Origin of the sequence: Nocardioides humilatus, from assembly GCF_008373755.1 — a bacterium.
In the GTDB taxonomy this organism is placed as follows: domain Bacteria; phylum Actinomycetota; class Actinomycetes; order Propionibacteriales; family Nocardioidaceae; genus Nocardioides; species Nocardioides humilatus.
Genome location: NZ_VUJV01000001.1, coordinates 205,360 through 224,587, shown reverse-complemented (window position 1 = coordinate 224,587; position 19,228 = coordinate 205,360). Strand labels below are relative to the sequence as shown.

General features: G+C 69.8%; 11 protein-coding genes. 6 read left to right on the top strand and 5 right to left on the bottom strand.

Annotation, left to right across the window (positions count from 1 at the left end; translation table 11 throughout):
* Nucleotides 1-15: 15 nt before the first annotated feature.
* A complete protein-coding gene (locus F0U44_RS01040) occupies nucleotides 16-10,653 on the top strand; it encodes a tandem-95 repeat protein (RefSeq protein ID WP_149726419.1) in 10,638 nt (3,545 codons plus the stop codon).
* A 20-nt stretch (nucleotides 10,654-10,673) separates the two neighbouring features.
* On the opposite strand, the gene F0U44_RS01035 is transcribed toward F0U44_RS01040, so the two are convergent.
* Genes F0U44_RS01035 through F0U44_RS01025 form a run of 3 tightly spaced genes read right to left on the bottom strand, consistent with a single transcriptional unit; the run spans nucleotide 10,674 to nucleotide 13,186 of the window.
* Complete coding sequence (locus F0U44_RS01035) at nucleotides 10,674-11,999, bottom strand: hypothetical protein (protein ID WP_149726418.1); 1,326 nt, start codon at nucleotides 11,997-11,999, stop codon at nucleotides 10,674-10,676.
* Nucleotides 11,996-12,517 (bottom strand): SigE family RNA polymerase sigma factor, encoded by a 522-nt coding sequence (locus tag F0U44_RS01030; protein ID WP_149726417.1) that lies wholly within the window; start codon nucleotides 12,515-12,517, stop codon nucleotides 11,996-11,998. Before F0U44_RS01030 ends, F0U44_RS01035 begins: the two co-directional genes overlap by 4 nt.
* Nucleotides 12,518-12,556: 39 nt before the next feature.
* The gene (locus F0U44_RS01025; RefSeq protein ID WP_149726416.1) at nucleotides 12,557-13,186 is read right to left on the bottom strand and encodes a DUF459 domain-containing protein; all 630 of its coding nucleotides are present in this window, start codon (nucleotides 13,184-13,186) and stop codon (nucleotides 12,557-12,559) included.
* Nucleotides 13,187-13,253: 67 nt separating this feature from the next.
* Between F0U44_RS01025 and F0U44_RS01020 the strand changes: the two genes are divergently transcribed.
* On the top strand, nucleotides 13,254-13,682 hold the full coding sequence (locus F0U44_RS01020) for a MarR family winged helix-turn-helix transcriptional regulator (protein ID WP_149726415.1): 429 nt from the start codon (nucleotides 13,254-13,256) through the stop codon (nucleotides 13,680-13,682).
* Nucleotides 13,683-13,845: 163 nt separating this feature from the next.
* On the top strand, nucleotides 13,846-14,667 hold the full coding sequence (locus tag F0U44_RS23665; RefSeq protein WP_188113252.1) for a calcium-binding protein: 822 nt from the start codon (nucleotides 13,846-13,848) through the stop codon (nucleotides 14,665-14,667).
* Here F0U44_RS23665 and F0U44_RS01010 read toward each other — a convergent pair.
* Nucleotides 14,654-15,544: a MerR family transcriptional regulator gene (locus F0U44_RS01010; protein WP_149726414.1), complete on the bottom strand. Its 891-nt coding sequence runs from the start codon at nucleotides 15,542-15,544 to the stop codon at nucleotides 14,654-14,656. The genes F0U44_RS23665 and F0U44_RS01010 overlap by 14 nt on opposite strands.
* Nucleotides 15,545-15,596: 52 nt before the next feature.
* On the opposite strand from F0U44_RS01010, the gene F0U44_RS01005 reads away from it, so the two are divergent.
* From F0U44_RS01005 to F0U44_RS00995, 3 genes are read left to right on the top strand one after another with little or no spacing between them, the layout of a single operon-like run.
* Nucleotides 15,597-16,964, top strand: coding sequence for a cryptochrome/photolyase family protein (locus F0U44_RS01005; protein ID WP_149726413.1), 1,368 nt, complete (start codon nucleotides 15,597-15,599; stop codon nucleotides 16,962-16,964).
* Nucleotides 16,961-17,854 carry an NAD(P)H-binding protein gene (locus F0U44_RS01000; RefSeq protein ID WP_149726412.1) on the top strand — a complete coding sequence of 298 codons (894 nt, stop codon included), beginning with the start codon at nucleotides 16,961-16,963 and terminating at the stop codon, nucleotides 17,852-17,854. Before F0U44_RS01005 ends, F0U44_RS01000 begins: the two co-directional genes overlap by 4 nt.
* 23 nt (nucleotides 17,855-17,877) lie before the next feature.
* Entirely contained in the window at nucleotides 17,878-18,495 is a 618-nt protein-coding gene (locus tag F0U44_RS00995; RefSeq protein ID WP_149726411.1) for a CPBP family intramembrane glutamic endopeptidase, read from the top strand.
* Here F0U44_RS00995 and F0U44_RS00990 read toward each other — a convergent pair.
* Complete coding sequence (locus F0U44_RS00990; RefSeq protein WP_149726410.1) at nucleotides 18,492-19,208, bottom strand: enoyl-CoA hydratase/isomerase family protein; 717 nt, start codon at nucleotides 19,206-19,208, stop codon at nucleotides 18,492-18,494. The two genes, F0U44_RS00995 and F0U44_RS00990, sit on opposite strands and share 4 nt — an antisense overlap.
* Nucleotides 19,209-19,228 lie beyond the last annotated feature (20 nt).

The following is a 19,228-nucleotide window of genomic DNA, read 5'->3' as shown; positions in this document are numbered from 1 at the left end:
GAGTCCGGACCCCCCATGAACGCTCGGATCAACCTCGCCACCGTCACCTCCATTGCGCTGCTGTTGCAGGGCATCGTCGGTACGGCGGCCGCCACCCCGCCACCGCTCAACAGCGCCTGCACGATCACCGGCACGGTCCGTGACGACACCTTGACCGGTACGGCCGAGAGCGACGTCATCTGTGGTCTGTCCGGCAACGACACGATCTACGGGCTCGGCGGGGACGACCTGATCCTGGGTGGTGTCGGTGCGGACACGATCGAGGGTGGCGACGGCGACGACGACGTGCGTGGCGGCCCGGCCGACGACAACATCCTCGGCGACGCCGGGGCGGACAAGCTCTACGGCGACGGTGACAACGACACGATCGAGGGTGGCGACGACGCCGACGTGCTGGTCGGCAGCGGTGGCAACGATGTGCTGACCGGTGGTCTCGCGAACGACGTGCTCTGGGGGCAGGGCGGCGCCGACCAGGTCAATGGTGGCGACGGCGACGACAAGGCCGTCGGCGGTGGCGGTGACGACGTGGTGCACGGCGACGCGGGCGTGGACCGGGTGTTCGGCGAGCCGGGCGACGACCAGCTGTACGGCGACGACGACGGCGACACGCTTCGCGGTGGCCGAGGAAGCGACACCCACTCCGGTGGCGTGGGTGACGACACGGTGCACGACCGCGACGGGGCCCCGTTCATCGACACCGTGTCGTGCAACGAGGGTCTGGCCGACCGGGTCTTCGTCGACTTCCGCGACCTGGTGGGAGGCGACTGCGAGCAGGTCGAGGTGCTGGACGCCGAGGACCCCGTGGCGGTGGCCGACGCCAAGACGGTGGTGGAGGACGCGGCGGCGCGCGCGATCGACGTGTTGGCCAACGACACCGACGCTGACGGCGGCCCGAAGAAGGTCGCATCGGTGACCCAGCCGACCAACGGAGCCGTGACGGTCGCCGGCAACGGGTCGCGGGTGTACTACCAACCTGACGCTGACTACTGCAACGCGCCCGGTCGAGCCGCGGACACGTTCGACTACACCCTCGCTCCGGGCGGCTCGACCGCGACGGTGTCGGTGAAGGTGGCCTGTCGCGACGACGCCCCGGTGGCGGAGGACGACACGAAGACCGTCGTCGAGCGCGACCCGGCGACCACGATCGACGTACTCGCGAACGACTCCGACGTCGACGGCGACTCCTTCACCGTCGACCAGGTGACCCAGCCGGCCAACGGCACCGTGGTGATCACCAACGCCGGAGCAGACCTGACCTACGAGCCGGACAACGGCTATTGCAACAGCGACCCCGTGGGCAGCCCGACGGACGACTTCACCTACACGCTCGCGCCCGGTGGCGACACTGCGACCGTCGCGGTCACCGTGACCTGTGGCGATGAGCCCGCGGTCGCCGCGGACGACACGAAGACCGTCGACGAGGACGACCCGGCGACCACCATCGACGTGCTCGCCAACGACGACCCGGGCGACCACGCGCCGATCACGATCGACTCGGTGACCCAGCCGGCCCACGGCACGGTGGTGATCACCAACGCGGGCGCGGACCTGACCTACGAGCCGGATGCGGACTACTGCAATGACGGCACCCCGACCGACGACTTCACCTACACCCTGACCCCCGACGGCGACACCGCGACCGTCGCGGTCACGGTCACCTGCGTCGAGGACGACCCTGAGGCGGTCGACGACACCAAGACGGTCGACGAGGACGACCCCGCGACGACGATCGACGTGCTCGGCAACGACTCCGACGCCGAGGGCGACGGCTTCACGATCGACTCGGTGACCCAGCCGGCTCACGGCACGGTCGTGATCACCAACGCGGGTGCCGACCTGACCTACGAGCCGAATGCGGACTACTGCAATGACGGCACGCCGACCGACGACTTCACCTACACCCTGACGCCGGGTGGCGACACCGCCACGGTCGCGGTCACGGTCAGCTGCGTCGACGACGACCCGACCGCGCTCGCCGACTCGGCGAACCTCGTCGAGGACGACCCGGCGACCACGATCGACGTGCTCGCCAACGACACCGATCCGGAGAACGACCCGTTCACGATCGACCAGACCACCCAGCCCCTCAACGGCACCGTGGTGGTCACCAACGCCGGCGCCGATCTGACCTACGAGCCGGACCCGGACTACTGCAACGACCCGCCGGGCCTGGCGCTGGACACCTTCACCTACACGCTCGCGCCGGGCGGCGACACCGCGACCGTGACGGTGACCGTGGCGTGCTCGGGCAACGACGCCCCCGTGCTCGCAGGCATCGAGGGCAGCACGTTGGCCTATGTCGAGAACGACCCGGCGACCCAGATCACGGCGACGGTGACGGTCTTCGACGTCGACTCGGCGGACTTCGACGGTGGCACGCTGAGCGTCTTCTATCCCACCAGCGGCTCGGCCAACGACCGGACCGAGATCCGCAACGAGGGCACGGGCGCCGGTCAGATCGGTGTGTCCGGGGCAGACGTGACCTTCGGCGGGACCGTCATCGGGAGCTTCACCGGCGGCACGACGTCGTTGACGGTCACCTTCACGAACGCCGCGACCCCGGCTGCCGTCCAGGCGTTGATCCGCGCCGTCACCTACCGCAACGTCTCCGATGCTCCGTTCACCGCCAACCGGAAGGTGCGGTTCGTCGTGACCGACGGCGACGGTGGCACGAGCAACGCCGTGGACCGGACCGTGTCGGTCACGCCCGTCAACGACGCTCCGGTGATCGGCAGTGTCGAGTCGTCGGCGCTCGCGTATGCCGAGAATGCTGCGGCCACCGTGATCACGGCAGCCGGCACTGTTGCCGATGTCGACTCGGTCGACTTCGCCGGGGGCACGCTCACGGTCGACTTCTCGGCCGGTGGCCTGGCCGAGGACCGGCTCGAGATCCGCAACCAGGGCACCGGTGCCGGTCAGATCGGCGTCTCGGGATCGAACGTCACCTACGCCGGCTCGACGGTCGGATCCTTCACCGGCGGCAGCGGCACCACGCCCTTGGTCATCACCCTGTCGTCCAACTCCAACCCGACCGTCGGTCAGGCGCTGCTGCGCAACATCACCTACCGCAACGTCTCCGACACCCCCTCGACGACCAACCGCACGGTGCGGTTCGTGCTGACCGACGGCGACGGCGGCACGAGCAACGCGGCGACCCGGGTCGTGATGGTGGCGTCGGTCAACGACGCCCCGGTCGTGACCCTGGACAGCGGTGCCGTCACCTACACCGAGGACGGTGCACCGGCGATCATCAGCCCGAACCTGACGATCACCGATCTCGACAACGCCAACCTCACCCAGGCGGTGATCACCTTCAGCGCCTCGGTGCCCGGGGACCACGTCACGTTCACCGGGGCAGGCACCCTGTTCACCTCGTCGTTCAATTCCACGACCGGGGTGGCGACGATCAACCCGATCGGCACCCGCACCGTCGCCGAATGGCAGACCATGCTGCGCACGTTCGCGTTCTACAGCGACCTCGACCTGTTGGCGAGCCCGAGCACGACCGCGACGTTCACCGTCAACGACGGCGCCACCACCTCGGCGCCGCAGTCGCGTGTCATCAACCTGACCAACGTCAACGACGCTCCGGTCGTCGCGAACATCGAGGGAGCGACGCTCTCCTACACCGAGAACGCAGCGGCGCTGCCGATCACCGCCACCGGCACGGTCGCTGACGTCGACTCGACCAACTTCGGGTTCGGCAACCTGACTGTCGACTTCTCGGCCGGAGGCCTGGCCGAGGACCGGCTCGAGATCCGCAACCAGGGCACCGGTGCCGGCCAGATCGGCGTATCCGGCACCGACGTCACCTACGGCGGCGTCGTCTTCGCCAGCTTCTCGGGCGGCACCAACGGCAGCACCCCACTGGTGATCAGCCTCCGGGGCGCGGCGATCCCGTCGTGGACCGAGGCTCTGCTCCGCAACATCACCTACCGGGACATCGCGGACAAGCCCACCACGGCCAACCGCACCATCCGGATCGTCCTCGTCGACGGCGACGGCGGCACCAGCGCGGCGGTCACGCGCACCGCGGCCGTGGTTGCCGTCAACGACCCCCCGGTGGTCAACAACTTCGAGTCGACCGCTCTCGCCTACGTCGAGAACTCCCCGGCGACGGTCATCACCGCCACCGGCCAGGTCGTCGAGGTCGACTCGACGGACCTCCTCGGCGGCAGCCTCACGGTCGACTTCTCCGCCGGTGGTCTCGCCGAGGACCGCCTCGAGATCCGCAACCAGGGCGTCGGGGCCGGACAGATCGGCGTCACAGGCGCCAACGTCACCTACGGCGGCATCACCATCGGGAACTTCTCCGGCGGCACCGGGACCACGCCGCTGGTGGTCAACCTCCTGGCGACCTCCAACCAGCAGAACGTCTCGGCGCTGATGCGCAACATCACCTACCGCAACGTCTCCGCCAACCCCTCCACCGCCAACCGCACGGTCCGGTTCGTCGTCAACGACGGCGACGGCGGCACCAGCGGACCCGGCACCCGCGTGATCACCGTCGCCGCCGTCAACGCCGCACCGGTGATCGCGGCGATCGAGAGTGCGTCGCTGAGCTACACCGAGAACGCAGCGGGGACCGTCATCACCGCAACGAGCACCGTGTCGGACGTCGACTCGGCCAACTTCGACACCGGCGCCCTGACCGTGGACTTCTCTGCGGGTGGCAAGACCGAGGACCGCCTGGAGGTCCGCAACCAGGGCACGGCAGCAGGCCAGATCGGGGTCTCCGGATCCAACGTCACCTTCGGTGGCGTGACGATCGGCACGTTCACGGGTGGCAGCGGTACGACGCCCCTGGTGATCACGTTCAACGCGAGCACCACGCCGGCGGCTGCTCAGGCGCTGGTTCGCAACATCACCTATCGCAACGTCTCCGACAACCCGGCGACGACCGACCGCACCGCTCGATTCGTCGTCACCGACGGTGATGGTGGGACGAGCGCAGGGGTGACTCGGGTGATCACCGTCACCGCGGTCAACGACGCGCCGTCGCTCTCGTTCCAGGACGTCGGGCCCGCCGCGTTCACCGAGAACTTGTGGGTCTTCGTCAGCAACGTCCCGACCGTGGCCGACGTCGACTCCACGAACTTCGACACGGGCACGCTCACCGTGGACATCACCGCAGGTGGCAACACGAGCCAGGACGTGCTCCGCATCCAGACCCCGAACAGCACCGGGATCACCGTGGTGGGCTCCGACGTGCGTTACAACGCCACCTCGATCGGCACCGTCGCCGGAGGTACGGGCGGCGCCCCCCTGGTTATCACCTTGAACGCGAACGCCCTCAGTTCGAACCTGGCGGTCTACGCCCTGGTCCGTTCGATCGCGTACGCGAACAGCTCCGACAACCCGTCGACGACGGACCGCACGGTGCGCGCCGTGCTCAAGGACGGCGACGGTGGGACCAGCGCCCCGGCGACGCGGACGGTCACGATCACGGCCGTCAACGACCCGCCGATCCCGACCTACGACGCGGGTTCGCTGACCTACACCGAGAACGCATCGGCGGTCCTGGTGGCGCCGAACGGCACCGTCACGGACCCCGACTCGGCGGACTTCGCGGGCGGCAGCATGACCGTGAGCACGTCCACCGGCGCGCAGACGGCCGACCGCTACGAGGTGCGTAACCAGGGCACCGGCGCCGGCCAGATCGGCGTCTCGGGCACCACAGTGACCTACGGCGGAGTCACCATCGGCACCATCACCGATGACAGCCCCCTGGTGGTCAGCTTCAACGGCTCCGTGACTCCGGCAGTGGCTCAGGCGCTGTTCCGCAACCTGACCTACCGCCACGAGGGCGACAACCCGGTGAGCAGCAAGGTCGTGGTGACCGCGTTCAACGACGGCGACGGTGCTGCCTCGGGCAGTCGCACGCGCACCCTCACGGTGACCCCGATCAACGACGCGCCCGTGCTCGACAACATCGAGAGCAGCGCTCTGGACACCGGGGCCAACGGCGCGGGCGTGCTCATCACCGCGAGCACGACCGTTTTCGACGTCGACTCGACGAGCTTCGCGCTCGGTGAGCTGACCGTCGACTTCGCCTCGGGCGGGCAGCCGGAGGACCGGATCGAGATCCGCAACCAGGGCACCGGGGCCGGTCAGTTCGACCTGATCAACCGGAGCCTGCGCTACCAGGGTTCGCCGATCGGCTCGATCAACGTGAACGGCGGCGTCGGCACCACGCCGCTGATCGTCTCCTTCGGCAACGTCACCCCCGCCATCGCGCAGGCGCTGATCCGCAACATCACCTACCGCAATGTGGTCCCCAACCCCTCCACCGTGGACCGGACGGTGCGGTTCGTCGTCAAGGACGGCGCCGGCGGGACGAGTGGGCCCGAGACCCGTGTCATCCACCTGGTCGGGGTCAACGCGGCGCCCGTCGTGGGCAGCATCGAGGGCACCCCCCTCAGCTACGTCGAGAATGCGCTCGCGTCGCCGATCACGTCGACCGGCACCGTGGCGGACGCCGACTCGGCCAACTTCGACACCGGCTCACTCACCGTCGACTACTCCGCCGGCGCGCAGGCGGAGGACCGGCTCGAGATCCGCAACCAGGGCACCGGAGCCGGCCAGATCGGCGTCAGCGGTGCCAACGTCACCTTCGGCGGCGTGACGATCGGCACCTTCGCCGGCGGCAGCGGTACGACGGCCCTGGTGATCACGTTCAACGCCAGCGCCACGCCCGCCGCCGGCCAGGCGCTGTTGAGGAACGTCACCTACCGCAACGTCTCGGAGGCTCCGAACACTGGCGCGCGCACGGTGCGGTTCATCGTCTCCGACGGCGACGGCGCGTCGAGCGCCGCCGTGACGCGGCAGGTCACGCCGACCGCGGTCAACGACGTACCGACTCTCAGCGATCCGTCGTCGCCGACGGCCTTCGTCGAGAACAGCACCGCGGTCAGGGTGTCGAACGGCCTCCTGGTGGCAGATGTCGACAACGCCAACCTGGCCAGCGCCACGCTCACGATCAACAGCCCGGTCTCGGCCGACCTGCTCTCGTTCACCAACCAGAGCGGGATCACGGGTTCGTTCGCGTCCGGCGTGCTGACCCTGACGGGCTCAGCCTCGGTCGCGACCTACCAGGCGGCACTGAGGACGATCACCTTCAGCAACCCGACCAGCAACACCCCGGGCACCAGCCGCACGATCACCATCGTTGTCAACGACGGCACGGCCTCCTCGGCGGGTCTCAACCGAGTCATCCCGATCACGTTGGTCAACGACCCGCCGGTGATCTCCGACGTGACCGCGGGCACGGGCTACACGGAGAACAGCCCTACGCCCGCGCTCGTGAGCCCGGCCCTGAATGCGTCGGATCCCGACGATGCCAACCTGGCCAGCGCCAGTTACACCATCAGTAGTCCGGTCGCTGGTGACCAGCTCCTCTTCACCAACCAGGCAGGAATCACGGGCAGTTACGCGTCGGGGGTACTCACCCTGACGGGCACGGCCCCTGTCGCCACCTATCAGGCAGCGCTGCGGACGGTCGGCTTCACGAACACCTCGGATGCTCCCGGGCCCAACAGCCGAACGATCGTCGTGCGGGTCAACGACGGCAGCGGTGGTTCGGCGCAGATCAACCGCACGGTCAGCGTCGCCAACGTCAACGACGCGCCGACCCTCACCGGGATCGAGTCCGCGCCGCTCGGCTACACCCAGGGCGATCCCGCCACGCCAGTCACCACCGCGGTGACGGTGACCGACCCCGATTCCGCCAACTTCGACAGCGGCGCGTTCGCGGCCGAATTCTCTGCCGGCGGCATGGCCGAGGATCGACTCGACATCCGCAACCAGGGCACGGGCGCCGGTCAGATCGGCGTCTCCGGCGCCACCGTCACCTACGGCGGCACATCGATCGGGACCTACTCCGCGGGCAACGGGTCGCTCCCGCTGACGGTGTCCTTCAACGCGAGCGCCACGCCCGCCGCAGCGCAGGCACTGGTCCGCAACGTCACCTACCGCAACATCGGCAGCCCGCCGTCGACCGCGACGCGCACGGTTCGTTTCGTGCTGACCGACGACGTCGGCGATTCCAGCGCTCCGGCGACCCGCAACGTCACCGTGACGAGGTCCGGCGCCACGCCGGTCGCCGTGGCCGACACCTACTCGGTGACCGGTAATACCGCCCTCTACGTCGGCACCACGAAGCCGGCCACCCAGGCCGGCAAGGTCGTCACGGGGTCGCTCCTCGACAACGACACCGATGCGGACACCGCGCACGCCAGTCTGGTCGCCGAGCCGGTCACCAATGCCGCGACCACCCAGGGCGGCTCGATCACGATCGAGGCCGACGGCAACTTCACCTACGTGCCCGACGACGGCGACACCGGCATCACCGACACCTTCACCTACCGGGTGTGCGACGCCACGCCCTGCAACAGCAGCACGAGCCACACCGCGACCGGCACCGCGTCCTTCTCGATCACCGGCCGGGTCTGGTACGTCAACAACGCCCTGCCCACGAACGGTGACGGGCGCTCGAGCTCGCCGTACAACACCTCGGTGGGGCTGGGAGCCGGCGGCATCGACCCCGACGCCGCTGGCGACACGATCTTCCTGTTCCAGGGATCGGGGAGCTACGCCGGTGTGATGGCGCTCGAGGCGAGCCAGCGGCTCATCGGTCAGCCCGAAGGCCTCGTGGTGGGCGGCACGACCCTGTTCCCGGCCTCCGGCACCAACCCGACCATCACCAACCCCTCGGGCTATGGCATCTACCTCGCCAACGACGTGGTCGTCCGCCGGGTCAACGTGGCGAACACCAGTGACGCCGGGATCATCGGCTTCGGCGTGACGAACGCCGACATCGGGCCCAACCTCTCGATCACCGGCACAGGAGACTCGAGCCTCTACCTGACCGGGGGATCGGGGACGATCACGATGGCCGGAAGCATCAACCATTCCTCTGCAGCGGCGAATGTAGTGCTCATCCAGGGCCGTGGCCCGGGTTCGTCAGCCGTCTTCAGCGGCCCGATCGCCAGCACCGGGGGTGGCGTCCAGATCTTCAGCAGTCCTACGACGACGACGAGCTTCACCGGAGGTCTCACCCTGTCGACGGGGTCGGCCCAGGGTTTCGGCCTCGACAACGGGGGCACGGTCACGGTGACGGGCGCGAACAACGTGATCGCGACCACGACCAGCGTCGGCGTCTTCGTCAGGAACACCGAGATCGGCGCTGCCGGCATGACGTTCAAGAGCGTCTCGGTCAACGGTGCCGGTCAGGGCATCGTCCTGGACAACACGGGTTCGAGCGGCTTCTTCACGGTCACCGGTAGCGGCACCGCGGACAGCGGCGGCACGATCCAGAACACCCTCGACACCGGGATCTCCCTGGACAACGTGGCCCACGTCTCCTTCAACTACATGAGGATCAGTGGGACCGACCGCAGCGGGGTGAGAGGCGCCGGCGTCACGGACTTCACCTTCACTCACGGATCGATCATCAACGCCGGGGATTTGCACCAGGTCGACACGGACTCGGCGTTCGAGTTCAGCTATGACACCGGTGGGGACAACAACATCGACGGTGCTGTCACGATCACCGACAACACCATCACCAACCCGTACGGCTCGGGCATCGCGATCAGCAACTACGCCGGCACCATCACCGACGCGAACATCTCGAACAACACGATCACCAGTTCCGACGACTCGAGCCTGTCGCAACACAGCGGCATCGCGCTCCAGCTCCTCGGGTCGTCCACGACGGTCGCCAGCCTCACCAAGGCCACCATCAGCGGCAACGTGATCACCGGCTTCCCGTCCGCCGACGCCATCGCGGTGCAGGGCGGCAACAAGTCGACGTCGACCGCTCCGGCCGGGACCTACGGGGTGCCGGGGTCGGCGACCGACAAGATCACGATCTCGTCCAACCGGATCCTGGGCCACACGACCAACCCCACCACCGGCTCTGCCATCGCGGCTGGCGTGATCGGGCGAGGGCAGGGCAACTTCGACATCGCGAACAACGGGTCGACAGCGAACCCGATCGCGTTCTTCAGGGGTACGGTGATCGCCCTCACGGCCACGGGGAGCGCGACCGTGGACTTCCGCGTCTACCGCAACACGATCCTCGCCCTCACCCCGTCGCCGGGGAGTCCTGGGATCTCGCTGGTCACCGACAAGAGCGTCCAGACGAACGCCACGACGCTCGCGACGCCGACGGTGCACGCGACGATCGAGTCCAATTGGGTCCGGCAGACCGGCGCTTCGAGCCTGCTGGTGCTGCAACGCGACTCCAACGGCGCCGCCGCGATCAATGTCGATAGCAACATCTTCAACGAGATCGGAGGCGACACCCTCTCGGGGATCATCGTGCAGAACGGCAGCACAGGAAGCGGGTCCTTCAACCCGACGATGTGCGCGCGCATCGTCACGAACACCTCCGGCAGTTCGAACCCGTCGGTCGGCAGCACCCGGAACGCGGGGATCAACCTCTACAAGGCGACAACCTCGTCGTCGACGTACCGGTTCGGGATCGTCGGTCTCGCCCCGTCGCCTTCGACGGCGGCGCAGACCGAGACCTACGTCGGGGGCCTCAACCCGTCGAGCATCACCGGGGTGGGGTCGATCTTCGACGGCAAGCGGGCCGTGGTGCGCCAAGGCGACCAGTTCACCAGTTGCACGCTGCCGACCATGCCCTGAGCCGGAGGCCAGGCGATTCCTCAACGCCGGCGGCGCCGGATGGTCAGGACGAGTCCGCAGGTGAGAAGGAGCGCGCCGAGAACGTTCGAGATCGTCACCTCGCGCCAGTGCCAGGAGAGCCAGGACTCGCTCGTGCCGAAGAGTCGGCCACCGATGCCCCGGTGCTCGGGCCCCTCGAGGGCAGTGCGGGCCCAGAACGAGCAGGAGATGTCGAGACGAGGGTCGGCGAGGATCGGTGTACCGCCGTTGGCGCGGGTCAGGATCGCGCTCGCCCCGGTGTCACGATCCGTGGCCGTGGGCACGTAGAGATCTGTCCCCGTCCAGGTCAAGGGACAGGAGCCTGCGAAAGTCGCCGGGGTGGTCATCGATCCGCGGAGACGTCCCTGGCGAGGTCCTTGCAGCGAGTAGTAGCGGATCCGCCGGTCGCTCACGGTCGCGAGCACCTCGCCGTCAGTGGAGATGGTCCCGAACCACTGGCTGACCCTGGAGTAGTCCACCTTGCTCAGGAGTCGCACCTCGCGAACCGGAAATGTGGTCCGGATGTCGACGACGTAGACCCGTAGGTCGTTGGTGGTGTCGCTCTGCCCGATGACCGCGATGTGGCGGTCATCGATCCATCCCAGGGGGAACGAGCTGGAGCCGGCAGTGTCGGGTGTCGTGATCGCGGAGAACGAGCCGTCGACGCCGAGGACCGCCGCCGTCGGCTCAGGGTCCTCGTCGGGATCCATCGCGCCGATGTTGACCAGGACCGCCGAGCCGTCGGGCGACCAGTACGACGGGGACTGCGCGGCTTGGAAGTAGCGGCGATCCAGGTCGGAGTCGACGCCTGTCCCGATCTCGGGGAACGTCACCTCGGTGCCGTCCACCTGGTCGGAGACCACCCACTCCGCGTCCTTGTAGCCGCCGCGCATGTAGGCCAGGTGGGAGCCGTCCGGGGACAGTGACGGCAAGACGTCGACATCGGTGTCGACCAGCCATAGGTGTCCCTCGGGTGAAGCGGCGTACCACCCGTAGATGTCAGGGCCGCTCCGCTCGACGAGGCCGGCCAGCGGACCCGTCCTGCTCGGCAGGTCGTCGTCCCAGTAGAGGTAGTCGAGCCGGAGCGGATGCGAGCTCGCCACCGGGTCCGTGCTCGCGGGGTCGAGCGGCCGCGGTGGGTCGGTGATGACCGCGACCGAGGTCGCGACGATCCCGATCGCCGCCACCGCGGCTGCTGCTACCGCCACGCGGCGTCGGAGCCGCCGCCGGCGACCTTGCTGCCACGCCGCCGAGGCATCGACGTGGATCGCCGCGGCCTCTTCTCGTACGACGACGTCCAGTGCGTCGCGGAGCTCGGATCCGGTCATCGGGTGCTCGCCTCCTCAGGGTCGCCGAGCTCGGCGAGGACGTCGGGGGCCAGCGCTCGGAGTCGGGCGAGCGCCGTACGGACTTGGGTCTTCACCGTGTTGGGGGAGCACCCCATGGCCGCGGCGGTCTGGGTCTCGGTGAGGTCCTCGTAGTAGCGCAGCACCAGCACCGCCCGCTGCTTGGGTGTCAATCGCGCCAGGGCTTCACGGAGGAGGAGTCGCCGATCGGGGTCGGCGTCCGGGTGCATCGGTGCGTCGGGAGAAGCGTCCACGCCGCTCACCTCGCGCGGCCTGCGTTCGCGCCGGCGCCAGGCGTCGATGGCTGCGTTGTGCAGCGCGCGATGGGCGTAGGCGTCAGGATCTCCGCGACGAACCAGTCGCGGCCAGTGCTGAGCGACCCGGGTGAGGGTCTCCTGGACCAGGTCCTCGGCGTGGTGGACGTCGCCGGCCAGCAGCAGCGCGGACCGGGCGAGGCTGCCAGCGCGAGCACGAGCCCACGCCTCGAATTCCTGGTCCACACCCGTATTCACGCACGGCACCCGTTCAGCGGGTGGGGGTCAGGCGAGATCGGCCAGCAGCGGGCGCAGCACCTCGGCCCAGGCGAGGTAACCGGTCGGGGTGAAGTGGAGCCCGTCGCGGGAGTACTCGGGCTTGATGACGCCCGACTCGTCGGCGAAGGTCGGCCAGAGGTCGACGTACGTCGCACCGTGTCGCGCTGCGGCTGCCTGGGTGAGCCGGTTGATGTCGATCAGCCGGTCGCGGAAGTGCTCGGTGCGCGGCGGGATGCTGTGGACCAGGAGGAGGGCGTCGGGCGCCTTGGCCCGGATCCGGGCGATGATCTCCTCGGTCCGTTCGGCGATCTGGGTGATGCCGCGCAGCTCGCGCGGACCGTGCAGGTCGTTGGTGCCGATCAGCAGCGAGACGGCGAGCGGGTCGTTGATCGCTCCGTCGATGCGCTCGAGCAGGTCGTAGGTCGCCTCACCGCCGATGCCGCGGTTGGTGGTAGGCAGCTCGGGCAGCAGGTCGGTCCAGAGGCCACCTTCGGTGAGGCTGTCACCGATGAAGAGCACCCGTCGCGGTGGCACCGCGACGATCTCGAAGTGGCGTCGGCGGTGGGCGCCCATGCGCCCCTTCACCAGGGGTCGGAGCATCGGGATCAGGACGCTGTAGACCTTGTCGGAGTTCATTGGGCGTCGCCCTCACGTGAGTGTTGCCTTGCTGGCATCTCGTCCGACTTGGACGAATGATGGTCCTATGTCCGGGAACCGCATCGAGCAGCTGCCCACGCGCCTCCTGGCGCGGGCCTACGCCCGATCACAATCTATTCGCATCGAGGCCTACGCGGAGGCCGGCACGACCGGCTACCAGGCGAGGTTGTTGGCGTCGCTCGCCGACGAGGGGAGTGCGTCGCAGGCCGAGCTCGGGCGGCGGACGGCCATCGACCCGTCCGATGTCGTCGCGGCCGTCAACCAGCTGACCGACCGCGGGTTCGCGCTGCGGGCACGCGACCCGCAGGACGCGCGCTGCAACATCATCTCGGTGACCCGCGCCGGCGAGCAGGAGCTCGCGCGCCTGGAGAAGATCGCGAGCGCGGTGCAGGACCGGGTCCTTGCTCCGCTGACGGCCGCTCAGCGCACCCAGCTCTCGGGCTTGCTGAGCAAGCTCGCCGAGCAGCCACGATGACGCTGCCGAGGTGAGGGGCAGGGACTTGGGTCCCAGGGGTCCTAGGACGTCGGTGACCGAGCGGCGGTGGCCGGCTAGCGCGACCTGACCACCTGCCCGAGGAGGTCGGTCAGACCCTCGGCGAAGTGCCCCGCAGGCGCCCCCGGCGACGCAGCCTGGGCCGATGTCCTACCGTCTCGGGCTCGTCCTCGCCGCCGCACTCGTCGTCGCAGCCGTCGCTGCCCCCGGCTCGGCAGTCGCCGACGACGTGCCGCCCGACGGCCCGGGGACGGCGGGCCCGCCGTACGACTACGAGACGGCGCTGATGGGGCAGTACTCCCTCATCCCGCTGCCCGACCAGGCGATGATCAGCAAGACCGAGCACGGCTACGTCTACCGGGCCGGCCAGCAGGACAGCCACCTCGAGATCACCCTGACCGCCGACGGCCTGGAGTACGCCGACACGGGCACCGAGCGCTTCAAGAAGCTCGCGCGGCGCTGCCACCGGGTCGACGCCGAGGTCGGCGTCGCGGCCGTGTGCCGGGTGCCGCGTTGGGTGACCACCGAGCAGCCCCTCCTGCTGGAGGTGTGGCCGCGGCTGGGCGACGACTACGTCGACGGATCGACCCTGCCGGACAGCGTGGCGATGACCGTCCTCGGCGACGCGGGTGACGACATCGCGATGTTCGGCTCGGGTCCGGACTTCTTCAACGGTTTCACCGGACGCGACCAGGTCTGGGGTGGTGACGGCAACGACTGGATCCGCACCGGTCCCGACAACGACCTCGTCTTCGGTGGCGGGGGTGAGGACCAGCTCGTCGGCACCGACGGTCGCGACGTCTTCTACGGGCAGGACGGCGACGACCGGCTCGGCGGGGGCGCCGGCAACGACCGGCTCGAGGGCGGCCCGGGCACGGACCGGGTCCTGTGCGAGGCCGGGCGCGACACGGTGCTGACGGACCTGCTCGACCTCCTCCGTGCCTGCGAGGACGTCAGCTCGGGGTGAGGCGCTGCTCCATCGCGTGTGCGAGCAGGGCGGCGGCCGTCCCGATCCGGTGGCCCAGCCGCAGGCAGCCGTCGGGGGCGAGGTCCTGCGCCGAGCCACCGACCGCGATCAGCAGCTCGGGATCGACCTCGCGGATCGCCGCGACCGTCGCCGCGGTCGCCTCGACGTCGTCGGCCATCGGTACGGCGAGCACGACGCAAGCCGGTGACTGCGCGCCGACGGCGGCCTGCCAGGCCGCCACGGGGACGTCGGCACCGAGATAGGTCGTCGGCAGGCCGGCCCGTCGGGCGGCTGTCGAGAAGGCGAGCAGCCCGATGTCGTGGCGAGCGCCCGGGGGGAGGCCGAGCAGCGCTCGCCGCGCGGACGAGGTGGAGGCCGCGGCGTCATGGACCAGCGCGACGCGGTGGGCAGCCGCCGTGGCAGCCAGGTGCTCGGCGGCCACGCTCACACGGTCCGACGCCCAGCCCTCGCCGAGCGCCACGAGCGCGGGCATCAACCAGCCGTCGACCACGGTCTCGAAGCTCGCCGCGCTGAAGCGCGTGTCGAGGACGTCGCCGACCGCCCGGGCGTCGTAGTCGGCCGCGGCCGCGACGAAACGCTCGATGTCGTCCTCGGGCGCACTCCTGCTGATGTCTGCGGGGGAGGCCGACGGTCCGCGCGCACTGCGACGGAGCACCTCGGTCGCCGCTGCCCGCACCGACCAGCCGGCGTCCACCAGCTCGCGCATCGCCCGCAGGGTGCGGATCGCCTCGTCGTCATAGACCCGGTAGCCGGACTCGGTCCGCAGCGAGCTGCCGACGCCGTACCTCGTCTCCCAGGCGCGCAAGGTCGCGGCATTGACGCCGATCACCTCGGCGGCCCGCTTGATCGTGTACATGACCTTCACCGAACCTTTGACAGACCTTTGACAAAGACTCTACCGTCAAGAGATGCGGACGGCGATCCTCTGGCTCCGACGCGACCTGCGTGTCGGTGACCACCCGGCGCTGGTCGCGGCAGCCGAGGACGGCGCCGTGTTACCGCTCTTCGTGCGCGATCCTCGCCTCGCCCGGGCAGGCGAGGCTCGCAGCGCACGGCTCGAAGCATCACTCGCGGCGTGGGACGCCGCGAGTGACGGGGCACTGGTGGTCCGCGCCGGTGACCCCGTGGCGGTCGTGGCCCAGGTGGCTGCGGAGGTCGGAGCAGGCAGCGTGCACGTGTCCAGGGAGTTCACGCCGCACGCCAGCTCGCGGGACAACAGAGTCGCGCGGAGCCTCGACCAGTACGGCGTGTCGCTCGTCGCAGGCGGCACGCCGTACGCCGTCGCACCAGGCACGGTGCTGACCGGCGGTGGCACTTCTTATCGCGTCTTCACGCCCTTCGCCCGCGCCTGGCGTGAGCAGCTGATCGAGCCGCCCTTCGCGCGACCGGCCTCTCTGCGTTGGCGCCGCACCGTCGACAGCGATGGTCTGGACGCCGGCCTCGTCGAGCGCGGCCGGTCCTTCGGCCCCGTCGGTGAGGAAGCCGCGCTCGAGCAGTGGCACCGCTTCCTCGACGAGGGCCTGCACGACTACGCCGACCACCGCGACCGGCCCGACCTCGACGGCACCAGCCGCCTCTCGATCCACCTCAAGCACGGGGAGATCCATCCGCGCACCCTGCTGGCCGACCTGCGTCGCGGACGACGCGGGCAGACCGAAGGTGCGCGCCGGTTCATCGACGAGATCGCCTGGCGGGAGTTCTACGCCGATGTCCTGTGGCACCGCCCGGACTCCGCGTGGGGTGACCTGCGGGGCGAGCTCGCCACCATGCGCTACGACGGCGGCCGCTCGACCGAGGAGCTGGTCGACGCCTGGCGTGAGGGACGCACCGGCTTCCCCCTCGTCGACGCCGGGATGCGTCAGCTGCTGGAGACCGGCTGGATGCACAACCGGGTGCGCATGGTGACGGCGAGCTTCTTGGTCAAGGACCTGCACGTGTGGTGGCCGGTCGGCGCCCGCCACTTCCTCGACCACCTCGCCGATGGCGACCTCGCCTCCAACAACCACGGGTGGCAGTGGGTCGCCGGCACCGGTACCGACGCGTCGCCGTACTTCCGGGTCTTCAACCCGGTCAGCCAGGGCAAGCGCTTCGACCCCGACGGCGACTACGTGCGCCGGTGGGTGCCCGAGCTGCGCCACCTGCCGGGTTCGGCGGTCCACGAGCCGTGGCGCCACGACGAGGGCTACGCCCACGACTACCCGAAGCCGATCGTCGACCACGACGAGGAGCGCCGCGAGGCGCTCGACCGCTACCAGCAGGCAAGGGGCACCTCGTGAGCGCCGACGTGCTCGTCGCGGGCGGCACCGGCTTCGTCGGGAGCCGGCTCGTGCCGGCCCTCGTCGAGAGCGGCAATGCCGTGCGCGTGATGACCCGTCGACCGGTCGCCTACGACGGTCCGGCGCTCGCCGTGGGTGGCGACGTGTCGGCGCCCGAGACCCTCGGCGACGCCCTGGAGGGCGTCGCCGCGGCCTACTACCTGGTCCACTCGCTGGGGTCCGACGACTTCGAGGAGCGCGACGCCGGCGCGGCGAAGTCCTTCGGCGCGGCCGCGGCTGAAGCGGGAGTGCAGCAGATCATCTACCTGGGCGGGCTCGGCGACGACGGCGACGCCCTGTCGAAGCACCTGCGCAGCCGGCGGCAGGTCGAGTCGCTGCTCGGCGAGGCGGGAGTGCCGGTCACCGTGCTCCGCGCCGGGATCGTCGTCGGTCACGGCGGGCTGTCCTGGGAGATCACTCGCCAGCTCGTCGAGCACCTGCCCGCGATGGTGGCCCCGCGCTGGGTGAAGACCCGCACCCAGCCGATCGCGATCGCGGACGTCGTGCGTTATCTCGTGGGGGTCCTCGACCATCCCGAGGCGGTCGGCCGGACGTTCGAGATCGGTGGGCCCGACGTGCTCGCCTACGTCGACATGATGAAGCGGGTGGCTGCGATCGAGGGGCGGGTGCTGCCCATCCTGCCCGTGCCGTTGCTGACGCCGGGGCTGTCCTCGCGCTGGCTGTCCCTGGTCACCGACGTCGACGTGCGCGCCGGGCGCACGCTGATCGACTCGATGGTCAACGAGGTCGTCGTCCGCGACCCGGCGATCCGCGAGGTGGTGCCGTTCGAGCCGATGAGCTACGACGACGCCGTACGAACTGCTCTCGAGGAGCGGCTGGAGATCTGGTGACGCCTGCTGTCAGGAAGGGCGTCGTGGCTGCGACCTGGTGTGCCGGGACGGCACTGCTGCGCCGGTCGCTCGCGACCGAGCCCGGATCGCGTGAGTTCTACGTCTCCACCGCCGTCGTGGCCGGGGTCTGGGGGACCGGTCACGCGGTGGCGGGGGGCGAAGCGCGACCGGGCGGTGGGCTCCGGCACTCGGTCGTCACGCCGCTGGCGGTCTCGGCCGGCGCGTTCGCGACCTTCTACGGAGGTGCCCTCGTGGCCCGCCGGATCCCGCCGCTCGACGCCGCGATCGGTCGTGTGCTGGCCTACGCCGTCGAGGGCGACACGCGGCTGGTCCTGGTGACGACCCTGGCCAACGGCGTGGGGGAGGAGCTCTTCTTCCGCGGTGCCTGGTACGACGCCCTCGGCGGACGCCACCCCGTGCTCTCCTCGACGCTCGCCCACGCGGCCTCGACCTCGGCGACCGGCAACCCGGCGCTGACCCTGGCCGCCGTCGTGATGGGTGGTCTGTTCGGGCTGCAGCGCCGCTCCTCGGGCGGCGTGGTCGCTCCGGCGATCACCCACCTGACCTGGTCGGCACTCATGGTGCGCTTCGTGACGCCGCTCTACCGGCGCCGTGGCCGGGGCGAGCTCGCTGCCGGCTAGCCCTGGGGCAGTCCGGTGCCGTGCCGCTGGAAGTCGATCAGGTGCTCGTTCTCGTAGGAGATCCGCTGCTCGGAGCTCTCCAGCTCACGGAACATCCCCTTGATCCGTCGTACGCCGGCCGGCGACTGCCGCACGATCGCTGCGGCCAGGTCCAGGGCGGCCGCCTCCGCGTCGTCGGCGGTGGCCGTGCGCTGGAAGAGGTCGTAGGAGGCGGCCTCCTCGAGACCGATCGCCCGCCCGGTGTAGATGAGGTCCTTGGCCCGCGAGAGGCCGATCAGCTGGGTCAGCCGGGCCGGGCCGACGGGCACGCCGAGGCGCGCGCCGGCCCACGCGAGCTTGAGGTTGTCGCCACCGACGCGCAGGTCGACGCCCGCGACGATCTCGGCGCCGGCGCCCACGCAGTTGCCGACGCAGACCGCGATGGTCGGCACCGGCACCTCGTCGATGCGCCGGTACATCTCGGCGAACGCCTCCATCCGGGCCACCCCGCCCGCGGCGTCGAGCTCCTCGCCCACGTCGGCACCCGCGCAGAGCGCGGTCGTCGAGGTCGTCGAGATGACGACGACGCGGACGTCGTCGTCGGACGCGAGCTCGGCCAACGCCGCGTTGATCAGGTGCAGGGTCGCGGTGTCGAGCGCGTTGCGCTTGTCCGGACGGTTGATCCGGAGCACCTCGATGCCGTCGGGCAGGCGTTCACGCAGCAGAGCAGTCACGGACCGCGATCGTAGTGCTT

Bases quoted from the DNA above. Each gene is read 5' to 3' on its own strand.
- F0U44_RS01040 (WP_149726419.1), top strand. From the start codon at position 16: ATGAACGCTCGGATCAACCTCGCCACCGTCACCTCCATTGCGCTGCTG.
- F0U44_RS01035 (WP_149726418.1), bottom strand. From the start codon at position 11,999: ATGACCGGATCCGAGCTCCGCGACGCACTGGACGTCGTCGTACGAGAA.
- F0U44_RS01025 (WP_149726416.1), bottom strand. From the start codon at position 13,186: ATGAACTCCGACAAGGTCTACAGCGTCCTGATCCCGATGCTCCGACCC.
- F0U44_RS01020 (WP_149726415.1), top strand. From the start codon at position 13,254: ATGTCCGGGAACCGCATCGAGCAGCTGCCCACGCGCCTCCTGGCGCGG.
- F0U44_RS23665 (WP_188113252.1), top strand. From the start codon at position 13,846: ATGTCCTACCGTCTCGGGCTCGTCCTCGCCGCCGCACTCGTCGTCGCA.
- F0U44_RS01010 (WP_149726414.1), bottom strand. From the start codon at position 15,544: ATGTACACGATCAAGCGGGCCGCCGAGGTGATCGGCGTCAATGCCGCG.
- F0U44_RS01005 (WP_149726413.1), top strand. From the start codon at position 15,597: ATGCGGACGGCGATCCTCTGGCTCCGACGCGACCTGCGTGTCGGTGAC.